This window comes from Undibacterium sp. FT79W, from assembly GCF_014284215.1.
Lineage (GTDB): Bacteria > Pseudomonadota > Gammaproteobacteria > Burkholderiales > Burkholderiaceae_D > Undibacterium > Undibacterium aquatile.
On the sequence record NZ_JACOGB010000006.1, the window covers coordinates 1 to 21,323 of the forward strand.

Sequence of the window (21,323 nt, forward strand, 5' to 3'; positions counted from 1 at the left end):
CCCGAACAGGACCGTGAAACGACTCTGCGCCAATGATAGTGCTGCAACCAGTGTGAAAGTAGGTTATCGTCAGGCTTGTATTCTGCGAACCCCCCGTTACTAGCGTAACGGGGGGTTTTGCTTTTAGCGCAGGATTATCATGTTTCGGCGCTGGTGGCTTTATTTCTGATCCTGACGTCTCTTCCCATTACCACTCCTTATTCAGCCGTCTTCTGCTCTTCGATCTTACTGACCAGCGGTCAGTACGCCGGGTAAAGAAAAAGGAGCCCGCAGGCTCCTTTGTTTGATCTTGAGTGTCATTTCCAGGGGGCTGTCACTCTTCGTTTTATTCCACAGTGTCGCCTCCGTTAAGTCCGTATCAGATCAGAGGCGCTTTCTGAAGCGGTGATGTATTAATCGAACATCAAAACACAACTTCACTCTTTTTATTCGTGGATAAATTTGTTGTAGTTGCGTAATCAGACTTAATTTTTTACTCCCGATTGACTATACAAATCAATAATGACGTTGATCGCTTCGTTGCATACGTCACAGAAAGAGTCACTACGATCGAACATAATGCATTGCATTTGCGGACGGAAATATCCAGTTGACTCATAGTTCGCCCCTTCGTAAGCGCCAACATCGTTTTTATGCGACGCATTGGAAAACAATTGGCGATTAAATTGCAGATCCTTCTTAAACAAAGCACTCATTTCGGATTCAGGTCGATTTTGTGCGCGTAGTTGTATTCGTGTTTGCTGGTATTCTTTTGCATGCTGATCAAACACAGTTTTAGGCCATGGAGTTGGTAATGGCGTCCCCGGCCTTACCTTGTGTTTCCACTTCAGATTAGCCGGGTCGCGCATAGCTGTTGCATTCGGTTCCCATGGTTCTGGCAATACCTCACTACTTTGATACGCAACAGGCGACGTGTAGTATTCATCAGCGAGGCCGGCAAAATGATGGCCAAATTCATGCACAAACAGATATTCAGCCCAATCATTTTTTGCTGCCGCAGTACTGAATTGTCCAAAAATACCGCCACCACCATAAGTCTCATTATTAACAAGAATTTCAATGAATTCGTACGGAGCATTTTGGGCGATGTCTCTCAACGCGCGATTATCTGTTGTAAGAATATAGCGTTCACTACCAAAGATATCGTAACGTGTGCCGAGTGCAGATGCATGATGTACTCCGGTCGAAGGGCGTGAAACTCCCGAGTCGCTCGTTGGAACGGCGATTGCCCAGACGTTAAAGTCTTTGGCACGTTCTTTAAATGGTGAAACCTTAAAAAGATGCGCCGATAAACGACGTGCATCTGCGATAAATTTCTTCATTTCCGTGGCACTGTAACCATCCCCAAGAATTAATAAATCCACCTTTTCCGGCGATGGACCATTGACGATTATAGGCACGGGTTTGGCGATAGCTCGCGGTTGCTTGCGTATGACATCCTGTGCGTCTGTATCGATGTCAACGCTCCATACAGGCACAAATACATTGTTCTCATCTCGTTTCTGTATGGTGACGCGGACAGGCTTGTCCGGCTTGGGAAATCGCACCGACTCTTCAAAGCCACGATTTAACTTGCTTGCTTCATCTGTACTTTTCCATTCACCAAAAATCGTTGAAAACCCCCTCGAATAAATGAGTTCACCCGTTTTCAGGTCGCGCACTTCCACCTTATTAACTCCGCGGTTAGATGTGTCAATATTTTGTTGCAGATTGCCAGGCCAAGGCAGTGGTTCTATCAAGACGCGGCTTAAAGCATACTGTTCAGTTTTAGCATTGCCAGTATGCATATAGTCCAGCCGCACAGTTGCAGGCGTCGCTGCCAGACAAATGTTTGAAAAACTCAGCAACATAGCAATGACGCCATGCTTTAAAAAAGAACTCATTTACTCTCCCGTGATGTTAAAAAATTTGACCACCAGTTTTAATCAAGATTCATATCAGCAAAAACAGACTTGATTGTAAATTGTTCTTGCATTTCGTATAAACGGAAAATTTGAGCTCAGGCGTAATCCGAGGTTATTCCGGAATTTTCCCGATTATCGGTACGCCTAGTTTCTGGCTTCGCATTTACAATGGCGAATGAGATTGCAGAACACGCAATCAGTTTATTTTTTAAGGTAACAATGAATAAATCTGAAGCCATATTGATCGCTAACGAGTCTTTACGTGCGAACATACTTAATGAGATGAATACACAGTTTTCTAATGTTGTCCGTTACGCGGGCGACGAAGGCTGGTGGCTCAATATTCCTCTGACTCACTTCCGCAAAGAAATTCATTTTCTTATTTGTAGCGATAAAGCGAGAATCATTCGTCACTTAACGATTAAGGCGAATAACATCCTGAGCCCCGCTACCAAGTTTCGTGTTAAAGATGGCGTTGCTGATATCTTTATCTCTGCGGCGAATCCCAAGCGATTGGTTGATGCGTTACAAGGCGGGACAAAATACAGCTTTAACAAGCATCTTGTTGATGAGTATAGATATTAATCGAGCGCGATTCAGTTCGCGGTAATGAGATTTATTTTTGCAGATGAGAACAAGCCTGATTGGTCGTGCGTATTGCAAGTTTTGCCTATTAATGTCATAATCCCGTATATGCGTTGCCGAGATGGCGGAATAGGTAGACGCACGGGACTCAAAATCCCGCGCCGCAAGGCGTGCCGGTTCGATTCCGGCTCTCGGCACCAAGAGCTTGTTTAAAGCAGTACAAAGCAGTCTAATAACCCGTGTTACTCACTATGAGAACGCGGGTTTTTTGTTTTATGCTGTCTTGGGGCGTCCATTGCCATCCGAGGTTTTTGCATCCATACTTTTATCCATGGATGCAAATCTCAAAATCACTTGGATGCAAAATGCCAAAACTCGCTAAACCACTCACTGACACACAAGTCAGAACCGCTAAACCCAGAGATGGAAAGACATATACTTTGGCTGACGGTGGAGGTATGTACCTTGAAGTGTCAGCAGCCGGTACAAAAATCTGGCGCATGTCCTATCGTCAGGAAAATGGTAAACAGAATCGCCTCACGTTTGGGTCATATCCAGAAATCAGCCTTCAGGAAGCAAGGGCGAAGCGTGCTGACGCGCGTAAACTACTAGCAGATGGCATTGACCCTGCAAAATCTAAGCGAGAAGAAAAACAGGCGAAAGCCATAGCAGCAGCAAACACGTTCGAATCCGTTGCACGCTCATGGTTAGAAAAGACGGCAGCCAGTCGCGCCACCACCACGCAAGAGAAAGTTACAAACTGGCTGCAAAAAGATGTTTTTCCATTTATCGGCAATATGCCGATATCGTTAATCAAGCCATTAGATATTTTAACGGCGGTACAGAAAATGGAAGCGCGCGGAGCCATTGATTCCGCTCATCGCGTAAAACAGATTTGCGGACAAGTTCTCAGATACGGTGTCGCAGTTGGCCTTGCTGAACGAGATGTCACCGTTGATTTAAAAGGCGCCTTATCGGTCGCCGTAAAAACGAACTACGCATCAATCACCGAACCCAAACAAGTGGCTGAATTGATGAGAGCTATACATCACTATAGTGGTCATGCCTATGCCGTTGCGGCACTGAAGCTGTCACCTTTAGTTTTTGTAAGACCTGGCGAGCTTCGTTCTGCAGAATGGTCGGAAATTGACTTTGAAAAAGCTGAATGGCGAATACCCGGCATAAAAATGAAAATGGGCATGGATCATGTCGTGCCGCTTTCGATCCAAGCCTTGGAAATTCTAAAGTCTGTTCATCCGATGTCCGGGCACAGAAAGTATGTGTTTCCAAGCATCCGAACAAGCGAACGCTGCATGAGTGAAAACACGATTAACGCCGCTCTGAGATCTTTGGGTTATACGAAGGAAATGATGACGGCCCATGGCTTCAGGGCGATGGCGCGAACCATCATGGATGAAGTACTTGGCGAGCGCGTTGATTTTATCGAACATCAATTAGCGCATGCGGTAAAAGATCCGAATGGCAGGGCTTATAACCGTACTGCGCACTTGCCGGCACGCAGAGAGATGATGCAGCGCTGGGCGGACTATCTTGATAAATTACGCGAAGGCGCAACGATACTACCGTTGAGAGCGTAATAAAATTTGATTAATGGCGCCTTGGCTATCCCCTAATGAACTCGTCGATCAACGATTACCACATACTTCCGGCGACACTCATGACGTGACTTATGATTGAGCGATATTCTTAGATGAAAAAGAAGTAATGACGCAGCAATATACTGATTATTTTGATAATGCAGTGAACGGTAACGTGATTAAAGGTAAATTTGGCAAAGCTGCTTAGATTCAATCACTATGTGTGCTCGGTAGCCGATTTGCGGGTAGTTATCATCGGCTAACTGCTAAACAGGGATTACTCATCCCAATTTAGTGCAACCTACTTATTGCAATAAAGATTATGAGGAACCATTTAGAACACTATAAATGCTTCTTAGACTTTGTTTAACCTAGAGATCTGCATAAGGAGAAATGGCACACTTCAGTTGAAAGCAAAAAGGTATACACCTTGGTGAATACCATGCCAAAAAAACGCAAAATAACATTGTAATTAACGATCATAAATGAAATTCATTTGTATGACTGATGCCCACTTCTAGTAATTTGTCCATGACTTCACTCATTATGGTGTCATCATACGTGGAAAGCGTAGCACCCGCTGCAAGCGGCAGGCGAGGTATCTTACTAAAGAATTTTGTTTTCCAATGTGACGAGATATTTTTAGTAAACTGCGCTCCCGGATAAAGTGCAATTATGGCAAGTATATTGTTACTTGTAATTGTGCTTCTGTTGGCATCGAAAACGCCGGTATCCAAAAAATATTTATTTATCAAATCAGGTAAACTCTGTCCCTCCACAATGCTTTGCTTACTATATTTCGCGTCTAAAATGAAATAACGAACATTATCAGAACGTTCAAAACGAATCACAAAGTCTGGGCGCCACCAATAATCATGGTTACTATAAAGATGACGCAAATCTACTAAGTCGTTGTGAACGGTATCTCCAGACATTGGCGCTATTGGCTTATCGTAAAACAACGAAATTAAGTAATCCCCACTCGTAAAATCAACCTGTCCAGGAATAAGAGAATCTTCCCCAGTCATATGTATGGCATGTCGGAGTGTCCATTCTGATTTTAAAAAATATTCTAAAAGTTTAAATAAACAAAAATATTCATAAATTTTACTAACTGTTCTCAACTTTAATAATAAATGCAAGCCACTCAAGGATGGCGCCCCCAAACTGTACCATTCATGGATTTGGCTAAATAAACTGTGATAAATACGTGACGATCTAACGTAAGGTGTGATTACCGGTTGGATCTCGCCTTTATAAGCAATATTTAGATCATTGCGAAAATAACGCAATAAGTCATTTAATTGTTCAATCAATACAGAACAGCGGAGGCGAATATTACCAACTGTAACGCGAGCTAAGACATCAGTGAGAGACTCATGCTCTTTATCGTGTGAAGACACTCCGCGAACCCCTTTACCAACCTGAATTTGGTTGTACAGCTCTTCGATTCCCCTTCTTACTGAATAAATCCCACCGATAATGACAGCGTTTTCGTAGACATTTGTTGAATTGATCATCGCTGTGACATCAACACCTGAAAGCGAGAAATGCTTACCTTGAATAAATAAGTCACCCTCATCTGTAACCGGTAATAATCCATCTAAATTCGAAAGTACGTCTTGAGGATCAATGTATGTATTCTGGGCTCGCGCATCCCATACAGGCTTTTTTTGTGGCACGAGACGCTTGCGAAGTTGACTTTGCAACTCCAATCGACCATTGAGTAACGTTGTAACAAAGCGCTCGGCAGTTGTAAGAATTGCCTCTGGATCCGAGTTTCCAATTCCCTGTGAACCCGCAGGCATAGTCGATCGCGCAAGACAAACTCGAATGAGCGAATCACTGTGCGAATAAAGATAGCGAATCATTCCCTCGATCTGATGAGAATCAAGTTTGTTTATAAGAACATCGAAAGTGACGAATTTAACAGTCCTATTAAATTCACAGCGAACCATAGATAATCCCATAACCTCACGAAAAAAAATCCCACGCTTGGTACTATGAGTAAAACCAGTTATCGATGTCTGACTCTCGAAGTTAACTTCATGATCCTCTACATACAAAACTGGAACGTCAAAACCTGGAGGAATATTTACAAAGAACTGAACTTCGTCGCGCTCCTTGACGGCAATGCGTTCCCCCGGCTGTAAAGTGACATTCGTTCCATTAATTTGAATACCAAGAGAAAATTCCATAGTGACTACCAGCAGAAAAAGTCATAGGAATGTAGTTCAGCTGCGCCGTAATTAATCATTTGATTGAGGTATTGTTCGGAATGAGTCAAATTGTTGTTACGCAAAATAATTAACAATTCATCTAAACGTTTTGCAAATTTGGTACCACTACCTCGAACCAAAGGAAGGATGTGTTGAAGTACGGCGTAATCAAGTGCAACAAAATCACTATCAAAGTTCATTAGGGCGCGCGCCTTATTACAGTACTGACGGATACTGTGTTCTTTGCGAACAGAAATAATAATTGGCCGCCCTTTTTCTGATGATGGATTGGATAGCACGGAACGAATTTCATTAAAAATTGAAGCTTCCATATCGTTAAATACAGGAACAAAACTAGAATTGCCAAACAACAACTCCATATCGTCATGAGATAAAGGAAAAATTGAAACTAATTCTTGTAAATTGGCAACATCTTCATTTGTAAATGAATTACTTTCCATGACTATAAAAGGTGCTCGATCTATTGTTCTCGGGCTCAAAGGTTCAGTAGTTCCATCATGATTTATCGTTGCCAAAAAGCGAAGGCAATTGGGAATAGCTACAACATCATTCCCAAGGGTCAAAAATTTTGATCCATCTTTATCGGTCATCCCAAAAAATGCAGACCAATAATGCTCAATCGGGCTTAGATTAGCTTCATCTAATAGAATATAAGCCATCGGAGTAACCTGATTTGTCTCACTTTCCGCTTTCAATGCGAGCAAAAATTCGTATATGCCAGTGCTCGAAGCTTGGAATTTATTTATCAATGGATTGTAAAAGCCAATTAAATCTTTCTGACTTGTCCAGCCGCGGCCAACAGAAACTTCGTTAAAACGAGTCTTGAGTGATTGCGATGTTGCTAACAAACGTGATAGTGAAGTTTTTCCAGCTCCAGGCAAACCTGAAAGAAAGGTAATAAATGATTGCTGTGTGCAAATCAACAAATTAGCTACTTGAATAGAAGGAATATTGCGCCCAAGTTTAGCTAACGATTTTTCAACTGCGGCACAAACTCGTTCTTGCTCTGTTAACAGATTATTGGGATCGATAGAACTAGCGATCTCTGTTCTTACAATAGGTAAACTCTTACGTGTTATCGATGAAAACCCATTAATAGCTTTTACCATTGGAGTCATCAGCGACAGCTTTTTACTTATATTTTCCTCACGGTCACTGTATTCTCGCTCTAATTCTTGAATCGTATTTTGGATTTCAAGTTTCCGAGCAACCATTCGGTCATAATAGATTTCTGCATCGGATGTTTTAACTTTGATAGTTTCAAGGTTCGATAATGCTTGATCGTGAACCAATGATTTTTTTATTCGATTTTCTAATTGATCAATCTCGTCTTTTTTCTTCAAAAGCAGTTGATCAAGTTCTGCGTGAAGTAGTTTTTTATCTACCGAATTAATTTTTGGTAGATTTTTCTTTTCTTCTCTTGCAGACTCAAGTTCGAATGTCGCGTGTTTTTTTTGTTCGTTAATTTCAGCTAAACGATCTTTTGCTTGGCGCAATTCACTATCTAATTTAGAAATTTCGTCTTGAATTTTATCTTTGTTTTTTTCTATCAACACAGAAAGGTACTTATCTGTTTGCCTTTCAACGTGAAGTTCAACTATTTCAGCACCATTTTCACTATTTAAGTAATCACCAAGCTGTTTGCTCACCTCTTCCTGATTGTTAATAAGGGTACTCGCAAGTTTCGCAAATCGGTCCCAGCGGGTTTTTATTAAGGGTTTGGCATTAGCTTTGGCTTGAGTCTCAAGTGCTTTGAGAGTACGTTTGTCCAAAGGAACGGACTTGAAAGTGGTTGCTTGTTTTCCACAGTAGTGAATAATTTCCATATCCGAGGCATAGTCATAGAATTCGCCACCTTGTATAACTGTCGCTAAATCGATTAAGTAACTTCGCCTATCATCTGCAGCGATGAATTGTTTTGAGTACTGGGTTTCTTGTATTTTGTATATTTGTCCAGGCTCAAGCGGCTGACCAGGTATTGGAGATGTAGAGAGGATCAATTCTAAAGCGTCATTCTCCGTATCAATGTTCCATTCAAAAGGACCAAAGCATCCTTTGTCAGATTTAACGAAAACATACTTACATGTAGGTCTGACGTTAATAGAGTCGATCATGCGATTATTGCAATCAGGTAATTCTGCAAAAATTACCTCCATTAAAGCTTTAGGCATTAGTCGTTCTGCATTCCGCCCGCTAGCTACGTATTTGCTCGCACTGGATGGATCTACTTTCTCACTCTGAAAAACACTTACCGAAACAGGAATTTTGAACAATTCAAAATCTTTAAATTTACTATCTATTTCATCGTAATAAGCTGTAATGAAAACTTTGAGCGAAGGACAAAAATTCTCAGGCGTAACTTTGGAGTAACCATTTGCGTCAAGTTTAAATAATGGACGAATGGTGCCGTGATTAGGATTCTCCTTTGAATATAGTTTATAGGCAATTACGAAAAATTCTTCTTCTTTACTCATTGGAAGTCCTTAAATAATACGTACTTGTTATGTGAGTTAACGTCATGATTGTAGTGCGAAAAGTGAGAATAATATTCTTTTAAAAATGAAATATTTTCAATAAAATAGAAGCGAAATTTTTAAAAGTAGTCCGCGCACCCTCTTGTTTTTTATATTAATTTTCGATGTTGAGATGCCTCTCTTATCGATTTTAACGACACCTGTTTTCATTAAATAAAAAAATAGAAATCTTTACTAGTACGCCATTTTATTAAATTCCAAAATTTTTCACGCATATATCACCAGTATGTGACCAAGCAAATCCCGCTTAGTGACTCGGTTTTTTTTCAGCCGATTTCTTCATCTCAACTAAGAGGTAATTCCCATGAACTATCGTTGTCCCCAATGCGACTCTGCACGCATTGCTGTGAAACACACAGGTAAAAGAACAGGCAGTGCCATTGGTACGGTTGCTGGCACCGTTGCCGGTGTCTCTGGTGCCACTGCCGGTGCTGAAGTCGGTGCCAGTATGGGTACCTTTGCCGGACCTGCTGGCATGCTGATCGGTGGTCTGGCCGGTGCTATTTTTGGTGGGCTGATCGGTGGCTCGACCGGCTGTGTCGCCGGTGCAAAGATCGGTGAATCATTTGATGGTGCCTTGTTCGATAATCATGAATGTCTGGAGTGTGGTTATACCTTCAGTATGCCGCGCAATTAAATACTCTTCCCCTTCGTCGTTCTTTTCTCTCTTTTCCGTCTTTTTCCCCTCGTTTTTCCGCTTCATTCCACTCAATCGTTCACGCCATCCGGTTTGTGCCGGGTGGCTTTTTTGTGCGCGAGTTTTTGTATTCCGATTTTTGGCTTTTCTGTTTTCTGTTTTCTGGTTTTTCCTGTTTTTCAATTCTCTTTTATTGACTTTCTTTATTTCTTCTCTCAGGAGGTTTTATGGCACATCTCGTCGAATCAATGGCTTATGTTAATCAAGTTCCCTGGCATGGTCTGGGTAATCAACTCACCGCAAAGCAACCAATTGAAGTCTGGGCGCAACAAGCAGGGATGGCGTTTGACATCAAAGAAACACCGGTGCGTTTCATGACTGAAAGCATCGGTAGTCTCGGGGCGATCATGTCCTTCCCAGAACAAAAGGTCCTGTACCGTTCCGATACCAAGGCTGCTTTGTCGGTGGTATCCAACCGTTATCAGGTAGTGCAACCAAGGGAGATTCTGGAGTTTTATCGCGATCTGACGGAAATCTCTGGATTTGAGTTGGAAACTGCCGGTGTCTTGAAAGAAGGCCGCAAGGTCTGGGCACTGGCTAAAACGAATCAATCGTCTGTTCTGAAAGGCAACGATGTAGTGAATGCGTATCTGCTGTTGGCAACCGCCTGTGACGGTACGTTGGCGACAACGGCGCAATTCACCAGTATCCGGGTGGTGTGCAATAACACGCTGGCGATTGCTTTAAACAACGGAGCTGGTGCAGTGAAGGTGCCGCATAACACTTCATTCGATCCGCAAGCCGTCAAGAAGCAACTCGGTATTTCAGTGGCGTCATGGGATGCGTTTATGTATCGGATGAAAACACTCTCTGAACGCAAGGTGAAATCACATGAAGCGATGAATTACTTCTTGCGGGTATTTACCGATGCAAGTCATACCGCTGGTGGCTTATCGAATGAACGGGCGATCAAGAAAGTACAAGCGCTTTATGACGGTCAAGGTAAAGGAGCCGAACTGGCCTCATCAAAATCCACCGCCTTTGGTTTGTTGAATTCAGTGACGGAGTATGTCGATCATGAACGACGTGCCCGCAGTACCGATCATCGTCTGGAATCCGCCTGGTTCGGTCAGGGCGCGGCCTTGAAACAGAAGGCACTGGATCAGGCGTTGTTGATGATTGCCTGAGCTTGTTTCTTGTGTCTTCTTGTTCATTCTTCTTTCTTCACAGCCCGGCTGCGTTTAACGCACCGGGCTGTTCTTTTATGCCCGTGTGATTGCATGGGCATGCGATTTTTTATTTCTGTACATTTTTAATTGAAGGAGTCGGACATGTCTCTTAGTCAGCAAATTCAGCCTGATTCTCAACTGATGTCTCAGCGTCCAGCGCTGAAGTTAGTCAAAACCAATCATTTAAGCCGTGATGAATGGTTAGCAGTACGCAAAGGGGGTATCGGTAGTAGTGATGCCGGTGCGGCGGTGGGACTCAATCCTTATCAGTCACAACTGGAATTATGGATGATCAAGACCGGACGTGATGCGGCCTTACCACAAGTTGATCCAAATGATGAAGACAGTCCCATGTATTGGGGCACCTTATTGGAACCGATTGTGGCCGCGCATTACACACGTCGCACTGGTAACCGGGTACGCAAGATCAATGCGGTATTACAGCACCCTGACCCGGACAAGAGCTGGATGCTAGCGAATATCGACCGGGAAGTCATGGGCGCAGCGGATGTGCAGATTCTGGAATGTAAAACTGCCGGAGAGTTCGGTGCGCGATTGTGGCGCGATGGTGTACCGGACTATGTCGTGTGTCAGGTTCAGCATCAGTTAGCCGTAACAGGAAAAGCAGCAGCGGATGTGTGTGTCCTGGTGTGTGGTCAGGAGATTCGTATTCATCGGATAGAACGGGATGATGTGTTGATTCGTCGTCTGATTGAATTGGAGCGGCAGTTCTGGCATTACGTGGAAACGGATACGCCACCACCGGCAGATGGTTCTGCTTCTGCGGAGACGGCCTTGCGTTGCTTGTATCCGCAGGACAAAGGGAATGTGGTGGATTTTAAAGAAGACAGACACTTGTCGTCCGTCTTTGCTGATCTGGTTGCCGTGCGTGACGATATCGCTAACCGCGAAGCGATTGAAGCGCAGCTGAAACAAACCTTGCAACAGCGTATGGGTGACGCCAGCATCGCTTTATTTGAGACTGGCAAAATCAGCTGGAAGCGTTCCAAAGACAGCAACGGCATTGATATGGCGCGCCTGCTGGAAGATCAGCCGGATATTCCACAACAGTACGCGACGACGAAGCCGGGAAGTCGGCGCTTTTTGATTTCCACGTGAAGTCCATGTTACTGCATGTGTCACTCTGTGGGCACAACAAGCATTCATCAACGAATTGACGAACAAAAAACCACTACCCATAAAACCAAGGGCTGCGTCTTTCTTCTGAGAAAACGCAGCTTTTTTATTTGAAGGAGCAAATCATGATTAAAGGACTTGCCATTACACCGCCGGTACTGGGGCGGATCTCCATTGGTAAAGTGATCGAAAAAAATGGCAAACGCCTTCCTGAGAAGGACGATCAATTTACCATTACCTCACAGGTGCAAGGCCGGGATGGCTGGGTGACGCATCCCCTCGATGAGGAATTACGCAAGCTTTCCGCGAATGGGAAATTGCGTTCGATTCCGGTTCGCGTGTTATTCAACGATCCGAATATCAACCTGCGTGCGGAATACAGCCTGTTTGACCGGCAAACGGGTCGTCCACTCTGCGTCGGTAACGGCGACACCTGCAAACGTTACACGGCAACAGGGATGCAAACACTGCCTTGTCCGGCACCGGAAAGTTGTGAACTGGCGAAAGGACAGGCTTGTAAACCCTATGGGCGTCTGAATGTCCAAATCGGGGATGAAGATGATGTCGGGAGTTTTATTTTTAGAACGACAGGCTTTAACAGCATTCGTTGCCTTACGGCGCGTCTGCATTATTACCAGGCCGTCTCCGGCAATCTGCTAGCCTGCTTACCGTTGGAATTACGCTTACGAGGTAAAAGTACGACGCAAAGTCACCGGTCAGCCATCTATTACGCAGATCTGACCATACGCGAAGGGATGAGCCTAGAAGAAGCGATTGCCACAGCCAAACAAATTCATGAACGACGACAAGCTGGCGGCTACATGCAGGATGCCTTGGATCAGGCGGTACGAGAGGGATTTACGAATGGGGCGTTTGAAGACAGTGAGGAAGATGCGGGAGAGATTGTGGAGGAGTTCTTTGCTGGGACAGCAGTTGAGACGCCATCCATCACCGAACCATTGACCACGCATGCGGACAAGAGCAATGCGACGAGCACATCGACCAAACCCAATCTCATGGAGAAGCTGGAGAAAAAAGCGGCGCTGTTGTCGGCATCGTAATGCAACTCAGAGACCTGCCTCGTGCAGTAGTTCTGACGGGGTACAACCTATTGCTTTAGCTATACGAACGATATTCAAGATCGTGACATTACGCTCACCACGTTCAATTTTACCCATATGGGATCGATCAATCTCTGCGTAATCAGCTAAGGCTTCTTGCGACAGATTCATCAAAACCCGACGCGCCCGTACAGCCGCGCCTATTTGAACGAGGAACTGATCTTTATCTAATTTTGCGGAGACTCTTGCCATATCGCAAATGGTCGCGCTATGATGCTTAAACAGCCACGGTATTTACGACCCAATTAATTATTGATCAGCTTTGAAATCTGGCTTTACCCATTAAATGAAAGGAAATCCTCATGAGCAAAAAAATCAAGTGCCCGGAATGTAAAGGCAAAGGCGAGATTCCTTGCCCAATCGACTATGACGAACACCCACATCCGGCAAACTGTCCCGGTTGTGCTGGTGACCGCCATGTCCGAGTTGAATGTCCTCGTTGCGACGGTACCGGAAAAATCGACGCTAACTAATTCACTTTATCGCTTCTCATGCTGAAAGGAGCACTCCATGAGCGACAAGAAAGAGAACGACCCTTATTACAAAATGTCCGATGCCCTCGACGAGTTACGCTTTGATGCTGTGGGCAAAACAGACAAAGCGGTTGCGGGACTTAAGCTGGTTGGCAAAGGTTTGTACAACATTACCCGGTTCACGTTTAAGGAAGCACTTCCTGAAATAAACAGTCGCGCACAGAAAGAAATCGATAACACCAAATCCAAAAAATAATTGCGCGCACCCATTCTCAGGCATTCAACACACTGTCTCTACACTTTACCTAGTAGGGGTGTGTTCAGCTAACTTCTTTAGTTCAACCACCGCATCAAACCTGATCGGTGGTTTTTATTTACATAAATAATTAACTATTAATCAACATTTGGAGTTTATTTTGAAAACGAATTACCCACAATACAAAACAGCCCTTGCTGTCATTGCTGCTGCACTTTTACTGACTGCCTGCGGTAAAAAAATTGATTATCGCGAAGCCGTTAATCAACGTGGTCTAGTTTACCGCGCCAGTGAAAGTACCCCGTTCAACGGAACTATCAAGAATGAACCTTGGGGCACGTCTTATCCGGAAATCGCCACAGGTAGTTGCAGTGTCGAATATAAAGAGGGTCTGAGGGATGGCAAGATGCTTTGTACCTCTGCTAACGGAATCAAAATGGTGGAATCCGAGTGGCGTGAGGGGAAGAAAAATGGTTCAGAAAAACTCTGGGAGGCGACCACCAGTAAATTCTGGAGAGAAACTCACTATAAAGACGGAAAGAAAGATGGAGTAGAAGAGGTACATAACCCTTATGAAAACGAAGTCTTGATCTCGAAAATCGAATGGGGCAATGATCAAAAAGTTGGGAGTGAAAAGGTCTGGGATATTACCGGCAAAAAACTGCTTAAGGATTTCACTTGGGTCGATGGAAAACAAACTGGTTTTAGCAACTTTAACCTCGAACAAAGAACATATAAAAATGGCAAACCGGATGGTGTTCAAAGAACGTATGGATACCCTACCGATTTCAACCAATCGCAGGCGCTCGTGGACAAAGTGAGCACTGCTAGCAGCATTGTAGAAAAATTGCGCGGTGGTATGTATTTCATGGGGGAGCAACCAGGAGTGGTAGTTTACAAGGAAGAAATCTATGCTGATGGCGTCTGGCAAGTCAAACCAAAAAATCAATCTTGCGTTAATACCAAGATGACTGAATATCAAACCGCTGAAGGCAAGAACGTGATTATCGGCAATCTTGAATTATCACGTTGGGAGAGTGCATGTGAACAGACTGCAGTGATTACAGCGAATCCTCAATATAAGGCTTGTTTTGATGCAAAAGTAGCACATTTTCATGAAGGTTTAGATATTCGCCTCACTTCTGGAATGCAGGACCAATACGAAAAAGAGTGTCTGCAGGGACAATGATCCGTATTGCTGTAGACAACTAACTAGCCAATCACCCGTTGTAGTAAGGGTGATTGGCTAGTTAGATTCAGTCGTCGTTCGGTAGTCCGGCGCCATGATTTTTAAGATACCCCGGTAGACAGACGAAGTGTCAACAGAAAGAAGTCCTCACATTAACGATACCCATCACCATATAAGGTGCTTTTATGAAATCAATATTCATTATTCTCCGTGTATTTTTCACCTACCTATGCCTACCGGCGTTCGCAGCAGAAGGCAGATGGACGCAAGGCTATGGTCAAGGCAATCTGGAGTATTTCATTGATCAGAAAGGAATGCAGTTATATATCAGTTGTCCGACTCAGAATGGCAGTGCTGAAACAGCCTCGTCCGTCTTGCTACATCGACTCAGCGATAATAAGGAAATTAAACAATTTACCATCATTGTCAATGGCATCAGCTACGATGCGCCCTTTGATGCGGACAGTCACGTTGGCGCACAAAATTTTTTGTCTCTGCTAGACGGACTTCGTAAAACGAATGCCGTCGTCAAGTTCGGTAATCAATCGATAACTTTCCCGAAAAGTAATGCCGCCACAATCATTCCTGTCTATGGCAAGAAATTTGAATGCAATTTAATGTAGCACCGTATTCAAAGTGAGTTTGGCTTGCTTGGTACCTGTCACAACTTAATCGTGGTGACATAATTTCGGCGACCCGAGATTTTCCTTAATCACCAAATTAAACTATCACACGGTAGCCAAAAACTATAATCGTAGCTCCAATTAGCATTGGCACTGATGTTAGACGATAATCAATTCCAATATTGGCACTAATTTCTAGAGTCCACTCACCTGCTGCCACGCACGGATATACCCGAGCCAAAAATTTTGCCCCATTGCTGGTGTGCGCCGTTTTCTCATTCTTATCCCTAAATAATTCATGTGAATTATCCAGTGGGCATCGATTCAGCGATACAGGGGGGCAGAATTGGCACTTACTATCTACATATATGTGCTCCGGCTTAACAAGTAGACAAATTTTGCGCGCAAAGCTAGACTTTGCCAATGGAAAACATTCGTCACTTTTGAGTAATGATGCTCCGTCAAGGGGAGCATTGCATTTTTGCAGAATTCATAGACGAATAACGCGCGAAAAGGTTGTCATGCTTCGAACGAAACTGGGGACATTCAATGGTACAACGTGGGAAAATTTGTGCCAGTTGGTATTCAAGAAAAAGTATGGTGATGTTGGGTATCAAGAAATGCCAGCATCACCTGGAGACTTTGGCCTAGAGGGATTCACCCTTCAGACCGGTATTGGGTTCCAATGTTATTGCCCAGATGACCACTATGGCCCGACTGAACTCTTTGAGTACCAGCGGGATAAGATCACAACGGATCTTAAAAAGTTGCGAACGTATGCAAAGGAAATCGGGGAGCGCATTGGGACGACGAAACTTCGGGAGTGGCATTTTGTAACTCCAGAAATAGATCGGCACAAACTACTGGCGCATGCTCGCACAAAGGAGTTGGAAGTTCGTGGGTGGAACGTTCCCATTCTGGATACTGACTTTACCGTGTATTTGCGCGATGCAGATTTCTTCATCACTGAAATCAATGAGATACAGACGCTAAACGGACAGGCCCTTAATTTCGATACCACAACACCTACTTTGGAAGACCCTAGTGGACCTTTGGAGGAGTACGAAGCGAACATGCGCCGAAAAACTGCAATGCGTTTAGAAGCCAAGAGCGGTCATTCCCAGTATCAGCGCTCCTTTGCGACTATCTTCCAGCAAACGCAATCCGCATTTCTTGAGCACGGCTCCTTGTTAAAGCATATTGAACGCACAGCGCCACCCGTATATTTCAAGTTGATTCGGATTGTTAGCGAGTTCGAGAACAGTGTGCTTGAGTGGAATGCCACATGGAATGGTACTGCTGAAGAGCTGGTCGCTAAAGTACGGGATGGTCTTGCCGAACGTATAGCAACCTCCTTAGGACCTCAGGTTGATCATACCGAAGCGCAGAGAATTGCTCGTCATATTGTTGCCCGGTGGCTTGCGGTATGTGAACTCGACTTCTTCGACTAAATCACATGGCATTTCTAAAATTTTCACGTCGTCCTGTGCCAGTGTTGCCAGAGCACAGGTCAGTCTACAAGATATCGCAGATCCTCCTAGTCTTACATTTCTCGCGTGGTCAGAAATCAAGCCTTTTGAGACTCCACCTTTTTAACTGGGCTATGAAATCGTCTAAGCGGATGGCGGTACTGCAAGAAGCTGCGAGGGGTGGTGAACTGCTACTCCCCACTTGGGGCTTTGATCCCGCACTAGCAATTGCATTGCGGTACGCGTTGGCAGAACGGCTGATCTCTCAGGCTACGAATGGATATCAGTTGACAGACAGAGGAAAAAGGTTCATCAACGATGCGTTGAAGGACGCGGAACTCTTCAAGGGCGAACGTGACGATATTCGCTCAGTTGGAAAACTGATTACAGAAACTATGGTTGAGAATGTGGCAAAGGATTGGGGCTAACATGCGGATACATGCAGTAAAACTTCGGATCGCAACGAGTGAGGGGGACTTTGGATTCCATGTCCGATTTGGTGAGCGTCTGACAATCATTAGGGGTAACAACTCGTCCGGAAAAAGCACCTTATTTTTAAGCCTCTTGTACGGTATGGGGATGGAAGAGCTTGCGGGTGGAAAGAATGACTTGGTTCTTCCCTACGCGACAAAGACACACTTCGCCTACGACGGTCGCAATATTGAGGTGCTAGCATCTGAAGTGCTCGTCGAGGTCTCCAATCATTTGAACGATGTCGTGACATTCCGCCGCGCCATCAAAGATAACGTACGCAGTCCAAAATTGATTGAGGTTCTTGAGGGGGCGCAGCTGTCTGATCGAGAGCAACCTGCTTGGGTTCGATCTACTTATCTCCACGATCCAGGTGGTGCTCAAAAAGCGGAAGGATTTCATTCATTCTTCGAACAGTTTATCGGTTATACATTGCCGAGAGTACCAACGACATCTGGTGGTGACACGAAACTGTATCTGCAGGCAATTTTCGCAGCGGTCGCAATCGAGCAAAAGCGAGGCTGGACTGACTATATTGCCAATATTCCATTCTTCGGCATACGGGATGCACGGACTCGGGTTGTTGAGTTCTTGCTTGCACTGGATGTGTTCGAAACCAACGCTGAACGCAACCGATTGAATTCAGACTCTGTTGAGATTGCGGTTTCTTGGGATTCAACGTACCAAGAACTTTACAGGATCACGTCGGAAAGTAGTTTAAGCATCTTGAACGTGCCACATAAGGTTTCAGTTCTGTTTGAGACCGAAAAGGTAGTTGTTAAGAAGCGAACCAGTGAATCCGAGATTGGACTGCCTGAATACATTGGACAGTTGCGTACTAGATACCAGCAATTGGGAGAGCGTGCTAACTCGGCGACGAGTGGTGGCAGTGGAGAGGCTCAGACCGCCTTGGAGTCTGCGACTAAGGAACTGTATCGCCTAACCAATCTGTATGAAACTGCGACAGGTACTATTACGTATCAAACTGCGTCGGTAAAAGAATACGAGCAGCTATATGTGGAGGCGAAGGAGGATCTTGCGCGTAATAGGACTGCGCTCAAACTTCGCGAGCTTGGTGCGGCTGTACATGATATTGAACTGGCAAAAGATCGCTGCCCAACGTGCCACCAAGGAGTGGGAGATACACTACTTGTTGACGTCGTCGATGGTCCTCAGATGGATCTGGAGACGAACATCAACTACCTTGAAAAACAAGCTCGAATGCTTGAGCGGCAGGTTGTTGGTGGAAAGAATGCAATTAAAGAGACGCAAACTCTTATTCGGCAAATATCTTCCCAGATGGACGAAACGCGCGCATTGTTGAAGTCCCTTCGAGGCGATGTGGCAACGGATGCATCAGAGTCGCGGGCCATTATTCGCCAACAGTTGCAAATCGAGTTGGAGATCGAAAAACTACAGAAGACTGAGGAGAAGGTTCAAGCTTTGACTCAGAAGCTCCAGCTGCTTGCAGGCCGGCTCCGTGTCAATCAAAGCGAACGAGTAAATCTCCCGAAAGAATACTACTCGGACGAGGATAAGCGGAAGATACGTGTTTTCGAAAGACTGTTCCGTGCTAACGCAGGCACTTTTGAGTATGAGAGCGCACCGATCAAAGACATACGCATCAACGATGAGACGCTCGTCCCATTCTTGGAAAACATAGAACTGCGGAACATCGAACTGACACCGACGAAGAAAGCGGAACAAGCTGTTCGGAAGGGGGCAGATATTAAGGCTGATTCCAGCGCTAGTGACTTTGTTCGTTTGATTCTCAGCTATCTGCTGGCATTGCATCAGGCCTCAGCATTACCGAATGGTGGAGGTCGGCATCCAGGAATCTTCATGCTGGATGAACCTGGTCAACACTCAATGGCCCAGTCCAGTCAACGAAGCCTTCTGCAGCAAATTGCGGGAAGTGCATCGTTACAAGGCATCGTTGCAGCATCATTTGATGAGTCACCGGAGGTGTTTAGGGAGGTTACTCAAGGCATTGAGTTTACCTTAATTGAATTGAACGGGAAGTCGATTGTACCTCTTCGGACAACAACCAATCACGGCGTAGAACCTTTGGCTTAACAAAGATGGTGCCCAAATAGAGGCACCAAGTATCTGCAAGTGTCCGAGCTCTACAGCACCATTTCCGGTAGCCTGCAAGCAGGCAAGCGTGCTGCGCAATCAGTCTGATCCATTCAGTCTGACTCAATGGTCGTAAACGTCGGGGACAGATGCTGAAATTTCGAGCCAATTTCAGATAGAATGTTTTATTGCCTCAAAAAAATATGTTAGTTGAGTCTATACTATACGTTCCTCAGTTCCTATTCGTGGCCGCCCTAGCTTTATAACTCTCTCCTTTGGCCAAGCACCACGACGTATTAATTTAGATTTCGGGTGTATCCTCGGACGAAAACCTTGAGCCAGCTTAAAAAGATATGCCAACACGTAGTCCTTCAAATTACGTCGTTTGGCATCATCACTCCAATGGATTAAACCAATCCCGCAACGGTCTATTTGTTCAAACTGATGGATTTGGTTATTGCAATTCCAATAGATCCCCGTGTCTTGTGTAATTGTCTTACACCAATACTCGCCGATCTGCTGTGCCAATCTTACATGCGCATTCCCTTGACGATGTGAACCATTAAAAAAGAATAGAGTATGGAAATGGATTCTCCGATCAATACCAAATTCAGTTTTGATTATGTAGCCAACCATATGATCAAATATTTGGTTATTGTGTCTATTCAACATTAGTCTGCCGATGTCTTCCAGCGCAATATCTAGCGTAATACGCTCAGTAAAATACTTTTCGTAGCCAAGATCCAATCTAAGAACAATTAAACGATCATTATTTTCAAATAGTGCATCAATATACGAAGCATATTCTTCGTAACGCTTATCTGCCTCCCTTCGCTGAATTCGTAATTTCTCTCTGAAATCGGTTGTCCGACAGTCTCTACTAACTAGTGATATCAGACCAAAGATGACTCGTTTAGGTATTTGCTCAATCTCATCTATTGATAAATCAAATAACCCAAATTCGTCACAACATGCAATAAACACATTCAGGTATTCACTGTAGTCATATTCCACAGGAAGCCTAGCAACGACATTGATATATTCAGGGAAAAACTGAAAGAGAGAAGACTTTGCGTTTGCTTCACTGATTTGGCAATCTGTCGATGCTAATTTCCGAATTAAAATTTCTAACTCAGTCAGGTATTTGAAGTCTGAATTGACATTATCGGGAGCATTAATCAGCTGATCTTCTTGATCGATTGATGTGTCCATTACACATTCCTATTCCTCTATTTCATAGATGTTGTTTAACAAATTTAATTTCTATTTCAATAACATAAATAACCGAAACTCTCATTTTGAAGAAAATAGCAGCCAGGATCGCTTTGCTCATATTTTTTGTTCGCTGGCAAGGTTTTATTCACCCGTGTACATGTACATAGTTAGCTCCGATCAAATACTTTTTATGGGTATCTGGCTCCCTATACCGGTAGCCTAATCTGCGCAATGCGCTTCTGCACTCGGTTCGGAACGGTCCAATTACAGATAGTCTCTATGTTCATTTATCTGGCTATTTCCGCTACATGTAGCGGAAATAGCAGACTTATCACGTGTGGACTTAATTTTTCTCTAAATAAAAAAGCTAACGGTTCTAACGCGCTTAATATCAACAATAATTTTTTTATTGGTTTACGCTGTGTTGCAAATATTCTGGTTGTAAAAATCCCTTACACTACGTTCGAGCATCATGCTGTCTCATTCGACATAATTTTCACTGGCACAGGAATTGACATGATCATCACTGGTCTAAAAAATAACTGTCAGATCAGATCAGATCAGAT

Annotated in this window: 18 protein-coding genes and 1 tRNA gene; 14 read left to right on the top strand and 5 right to left on the bottom strand. The window is 44.2% G+C overall.

The genetic code is table 11. From position 1 onward, the window contains the following. Positions 1 to 464: 464 nt before the first annotated feature. Entirely contained in the window at positions 465 to 1,850 is a 1,386-nt protein-coding gene (locus tag H8K38_RS11455; RefSeq protein ID WP_255422961.1) for an IgA Peptidase M64, read from the bottom strand. Between the two features lie 222 nt (positions 1,851 to 2,072). On the opposite strand from H8K38_RS11455, the gene H8K38_RS11460 reads away from it, so the two are divergent. The 3 genes from H8K38_RS11460 (at position 2,073) to H8K38_RS11470 (ending at position 4,087) form a co-directional block, all read left to right on the top strand. Beyond that, complete coding sequence (locus tag H8K38_RS11460) at positions 2,073 to 2,489, top strand: hypothetical protein (protein ID WP_255422937.1); 417 nt, start codon at positions 2,073 to 2,075, stop codon at positions 2,487 to 2,489. Positions 2,490 to 2,604: 115 nt separating this feature from the next. Next, positions 2,605 to 2,689 (top strand) — tRNA-Leu (locus H8K38_RS11465). 165 nt (positions 2,690 to 2,854) lie between these two features. Beyond that, on the top strand, positions 2,855 to 4,087 hold the full coding sequence (locus H8K38_RS11470) for an integrase arm-type DNA-binding domain-containing protein (protein ID WP_186884980.1): 1,233 nt from the start codon (positions 2,855 to 2,857) through the stop codon (positions 4,085 to 4,087). A gap of 479 nt (positions 4,088 to 4,566) precedes the next feature. Here H8K38_RS11470 and H8K38_RS11475 read toward each other — a convergent pair whose 3' ends face one another. Further along, positions 4,567 to 6,285: a hypothetical protein gene (locus H8K38_RS11475; RefSeq protein WP_186884981.1), complete on the bottom strand. Its 1,719-nt coding sequence runs from the start codon at positions 6,283 to 6,285 to the stop codon at positions 4,567 to 4,569. Between the two features lie 5 nt (positions 6,286 to 6,290). Next, positions 6,291 to 8,801, bottom strand: a complete 2,511-nt coding sequence (locus H8K38_RS11480) for a hypothetical protein (protein ID WP_186884982.1) — start codon at positions 8,799 to 8,801, stop codon at positions 6,291 to 6,293. Between the two features lie 364 nt (positions 8,802 to 9,165). On the opposite strand from H8K38_RS11480, the gene H8K38_RS11485 reads away from it, so the two are divergent. The 4 genes from H8K38_RS11485 (at position 9,166) to H8K38_RS11500 (ending at position 12,925) form a co-directional block, all read left to right on the top strand. Next, positions 9,166 to 9,498: a hypothetical protein gene (locus H8K38_RS11485; RefSeq protein WP_186884983.1), complete on the top strand. Its 333-nt coding sequence runs from the start codon at positions 9,166 to 9,168 to the stop codon at positions 9,496 to 9,498. A gap of 227 nt (positions 9,499 to 9,725) precedes the next feature. Continuing rightward, positions 9,726 to 10,685, top strand: a complete 960-nt coding sequence (locus H8K38_RS11490; RefSeq protein ID WP_186884984.1) for a DUF932 domain-containing protein — start codon at positions 9,726 to 9,728, stop codon at positions 10,683 to 10,685. Between the two features lie 144 nt (positions 10,686 to 10,829). Continuing rightward, the gene (locus H8K38_RS11495; protein WP_186884985.1) at positions 10,830 to 11,846 is read left to right on the top strand and encodes a YqaJ viral recombinase family protein; all 1,017 of its coding nucleotides are present in this window, start codon (positions 10,830 to 10,832) and stop codon (positions 11,844 to 11,846) included. A gap of 143 nt (positions 11,847 to 11,989) precedes the next feature. Beyond that, complete coding sequence (locus H8K38_RS11500) at positions 11,990 to 12,925, top strand: hydrolase or metal-binding protein (RefSeq protein WP_186884986.1); 936 nt, start codon at positions 11,990 to 11,992, stop codon at positions 12,923 to 12,925. 6 nt (positions 12,926 to 12,931) lie between these two features. Here the strand turns inward: H8K38_RS11500 and H8K38_RS11505 are convergent, their stop codons facing one another. Further along, on the bottom strand, positions 12,932 to 13,177 hold the full coding sequence (locus H8K38_RS11505) for a helix-turn-helix domain-containing protein (protein WP_186884987.1): 246 nt from the start codon (positions 13,175 to 13,177) through the stop codon (positions 12,932 to 12,934). Positions 13,178 to 13,287: 110 nt separating this feature from the next. Here H8K38_RS11505 and H8K38_RS11510 point away from each other — a divergent pair, with 110 nt between their 5' ends. From H8K38_RS11510 to H8K38_RS11540, 7 genes are all read left to right on the top strand, one after another. After that, positions 13,288 to 13,458, top strand: a complete 171-nt coding sequence (locus tag H8K38_RS11510) for a hypothetical protein (protein WP_186884988.1) — start codon at positions 13,288 to 13,290, stop codon at positions 13,456 to 13,458. Between the two features lie 37 nt (positions 13,459 to 13,495). Beyond that, entirely contained in the window at positions 13,496 to 13,714 is a 219-nt protein-coding gene (locus H8K38_RS11515) for a hypothetical protein (RefSeq protein ID WP_186884989.1), read from the top strand. A 160-nt stretch (positions 13,715 to 13,874) separates the two neighbouring features. Then, complete coding sequence (locus H8K38_RS11520; protein WP_186884990.1) at positions 13,875 to 14,903, top strand: toxin-antitoxin system YwqK family antitoxin; 1,029 nt, start codon at positions 13,875 to 13,877, stop codon at positions 14,901 to 14,903. Positions 14,904 to 15,088: 185 nt separating this feature from the next. Continuing rightward, a complete protein-coding gene (locus H8K38_RS11525) occupies positions 15,089 to 15,526 on the top strand; it encodes a hypothetical protein (protein ID WP_186884991.1) in 438 nt (145 codons plus the stop codon). Positions 15,527 to 16,047: 521 nt separating this feature from the next. Further along, positions 16,048 to 16,977, top strand: a complete 930-nt coding sequence (locus tag H8K38_RS11530) for a hypothetical protein (RefSeq protein WP_186884992.1) — start codon at positions 16,048 to 16,050, stop codon at positions 16,975 to 16,977. 170 nt (positions 16,978 to 17,147) lie between these two features. Further along, positions 17,148 to 17,423, top strand: coding sequence for a hypothetical protein (locus tag H8K38_RS18260; RefSeq protein WP_222610835.1), 276 nt, complete (start codon positions 17,148 to 17,150; stop codon positions 17,421 to 17,423). Position 17,424: 1 nt separating this feature from the next. Next, positions 17,425 to 19,542, top strand: a complete 2,118-nt coding sequence (locus H8K38_RS11540; protein WP_186884994.1) for a hypothetical protein — start codon at positions 17,425 to 17,427, stop codon at positions 19,540 to 19,542. Between the two features lie 216 nt (positions 19,543 to 19,758). On the opposite strand, the gene H8K38_RS11545 is transcribed toward H8K38_RS11540, so the two are convergent. Beyond that, positions 19,759 to 20,754 carry an inovirus-type Gp2 protein gene (locus H8K38_RS11545; protein WP_186884995.1) on the bottom strand — a complete coding sequence of 332 codons (996 nt, stop codon included), beginning with the start codon at positions 20,752 to 20,754 and terminating at the stop codon, positions 19,759 to 19,761. Positions 20,755 to 21,323: the final 569 nt, after the last annotated feature.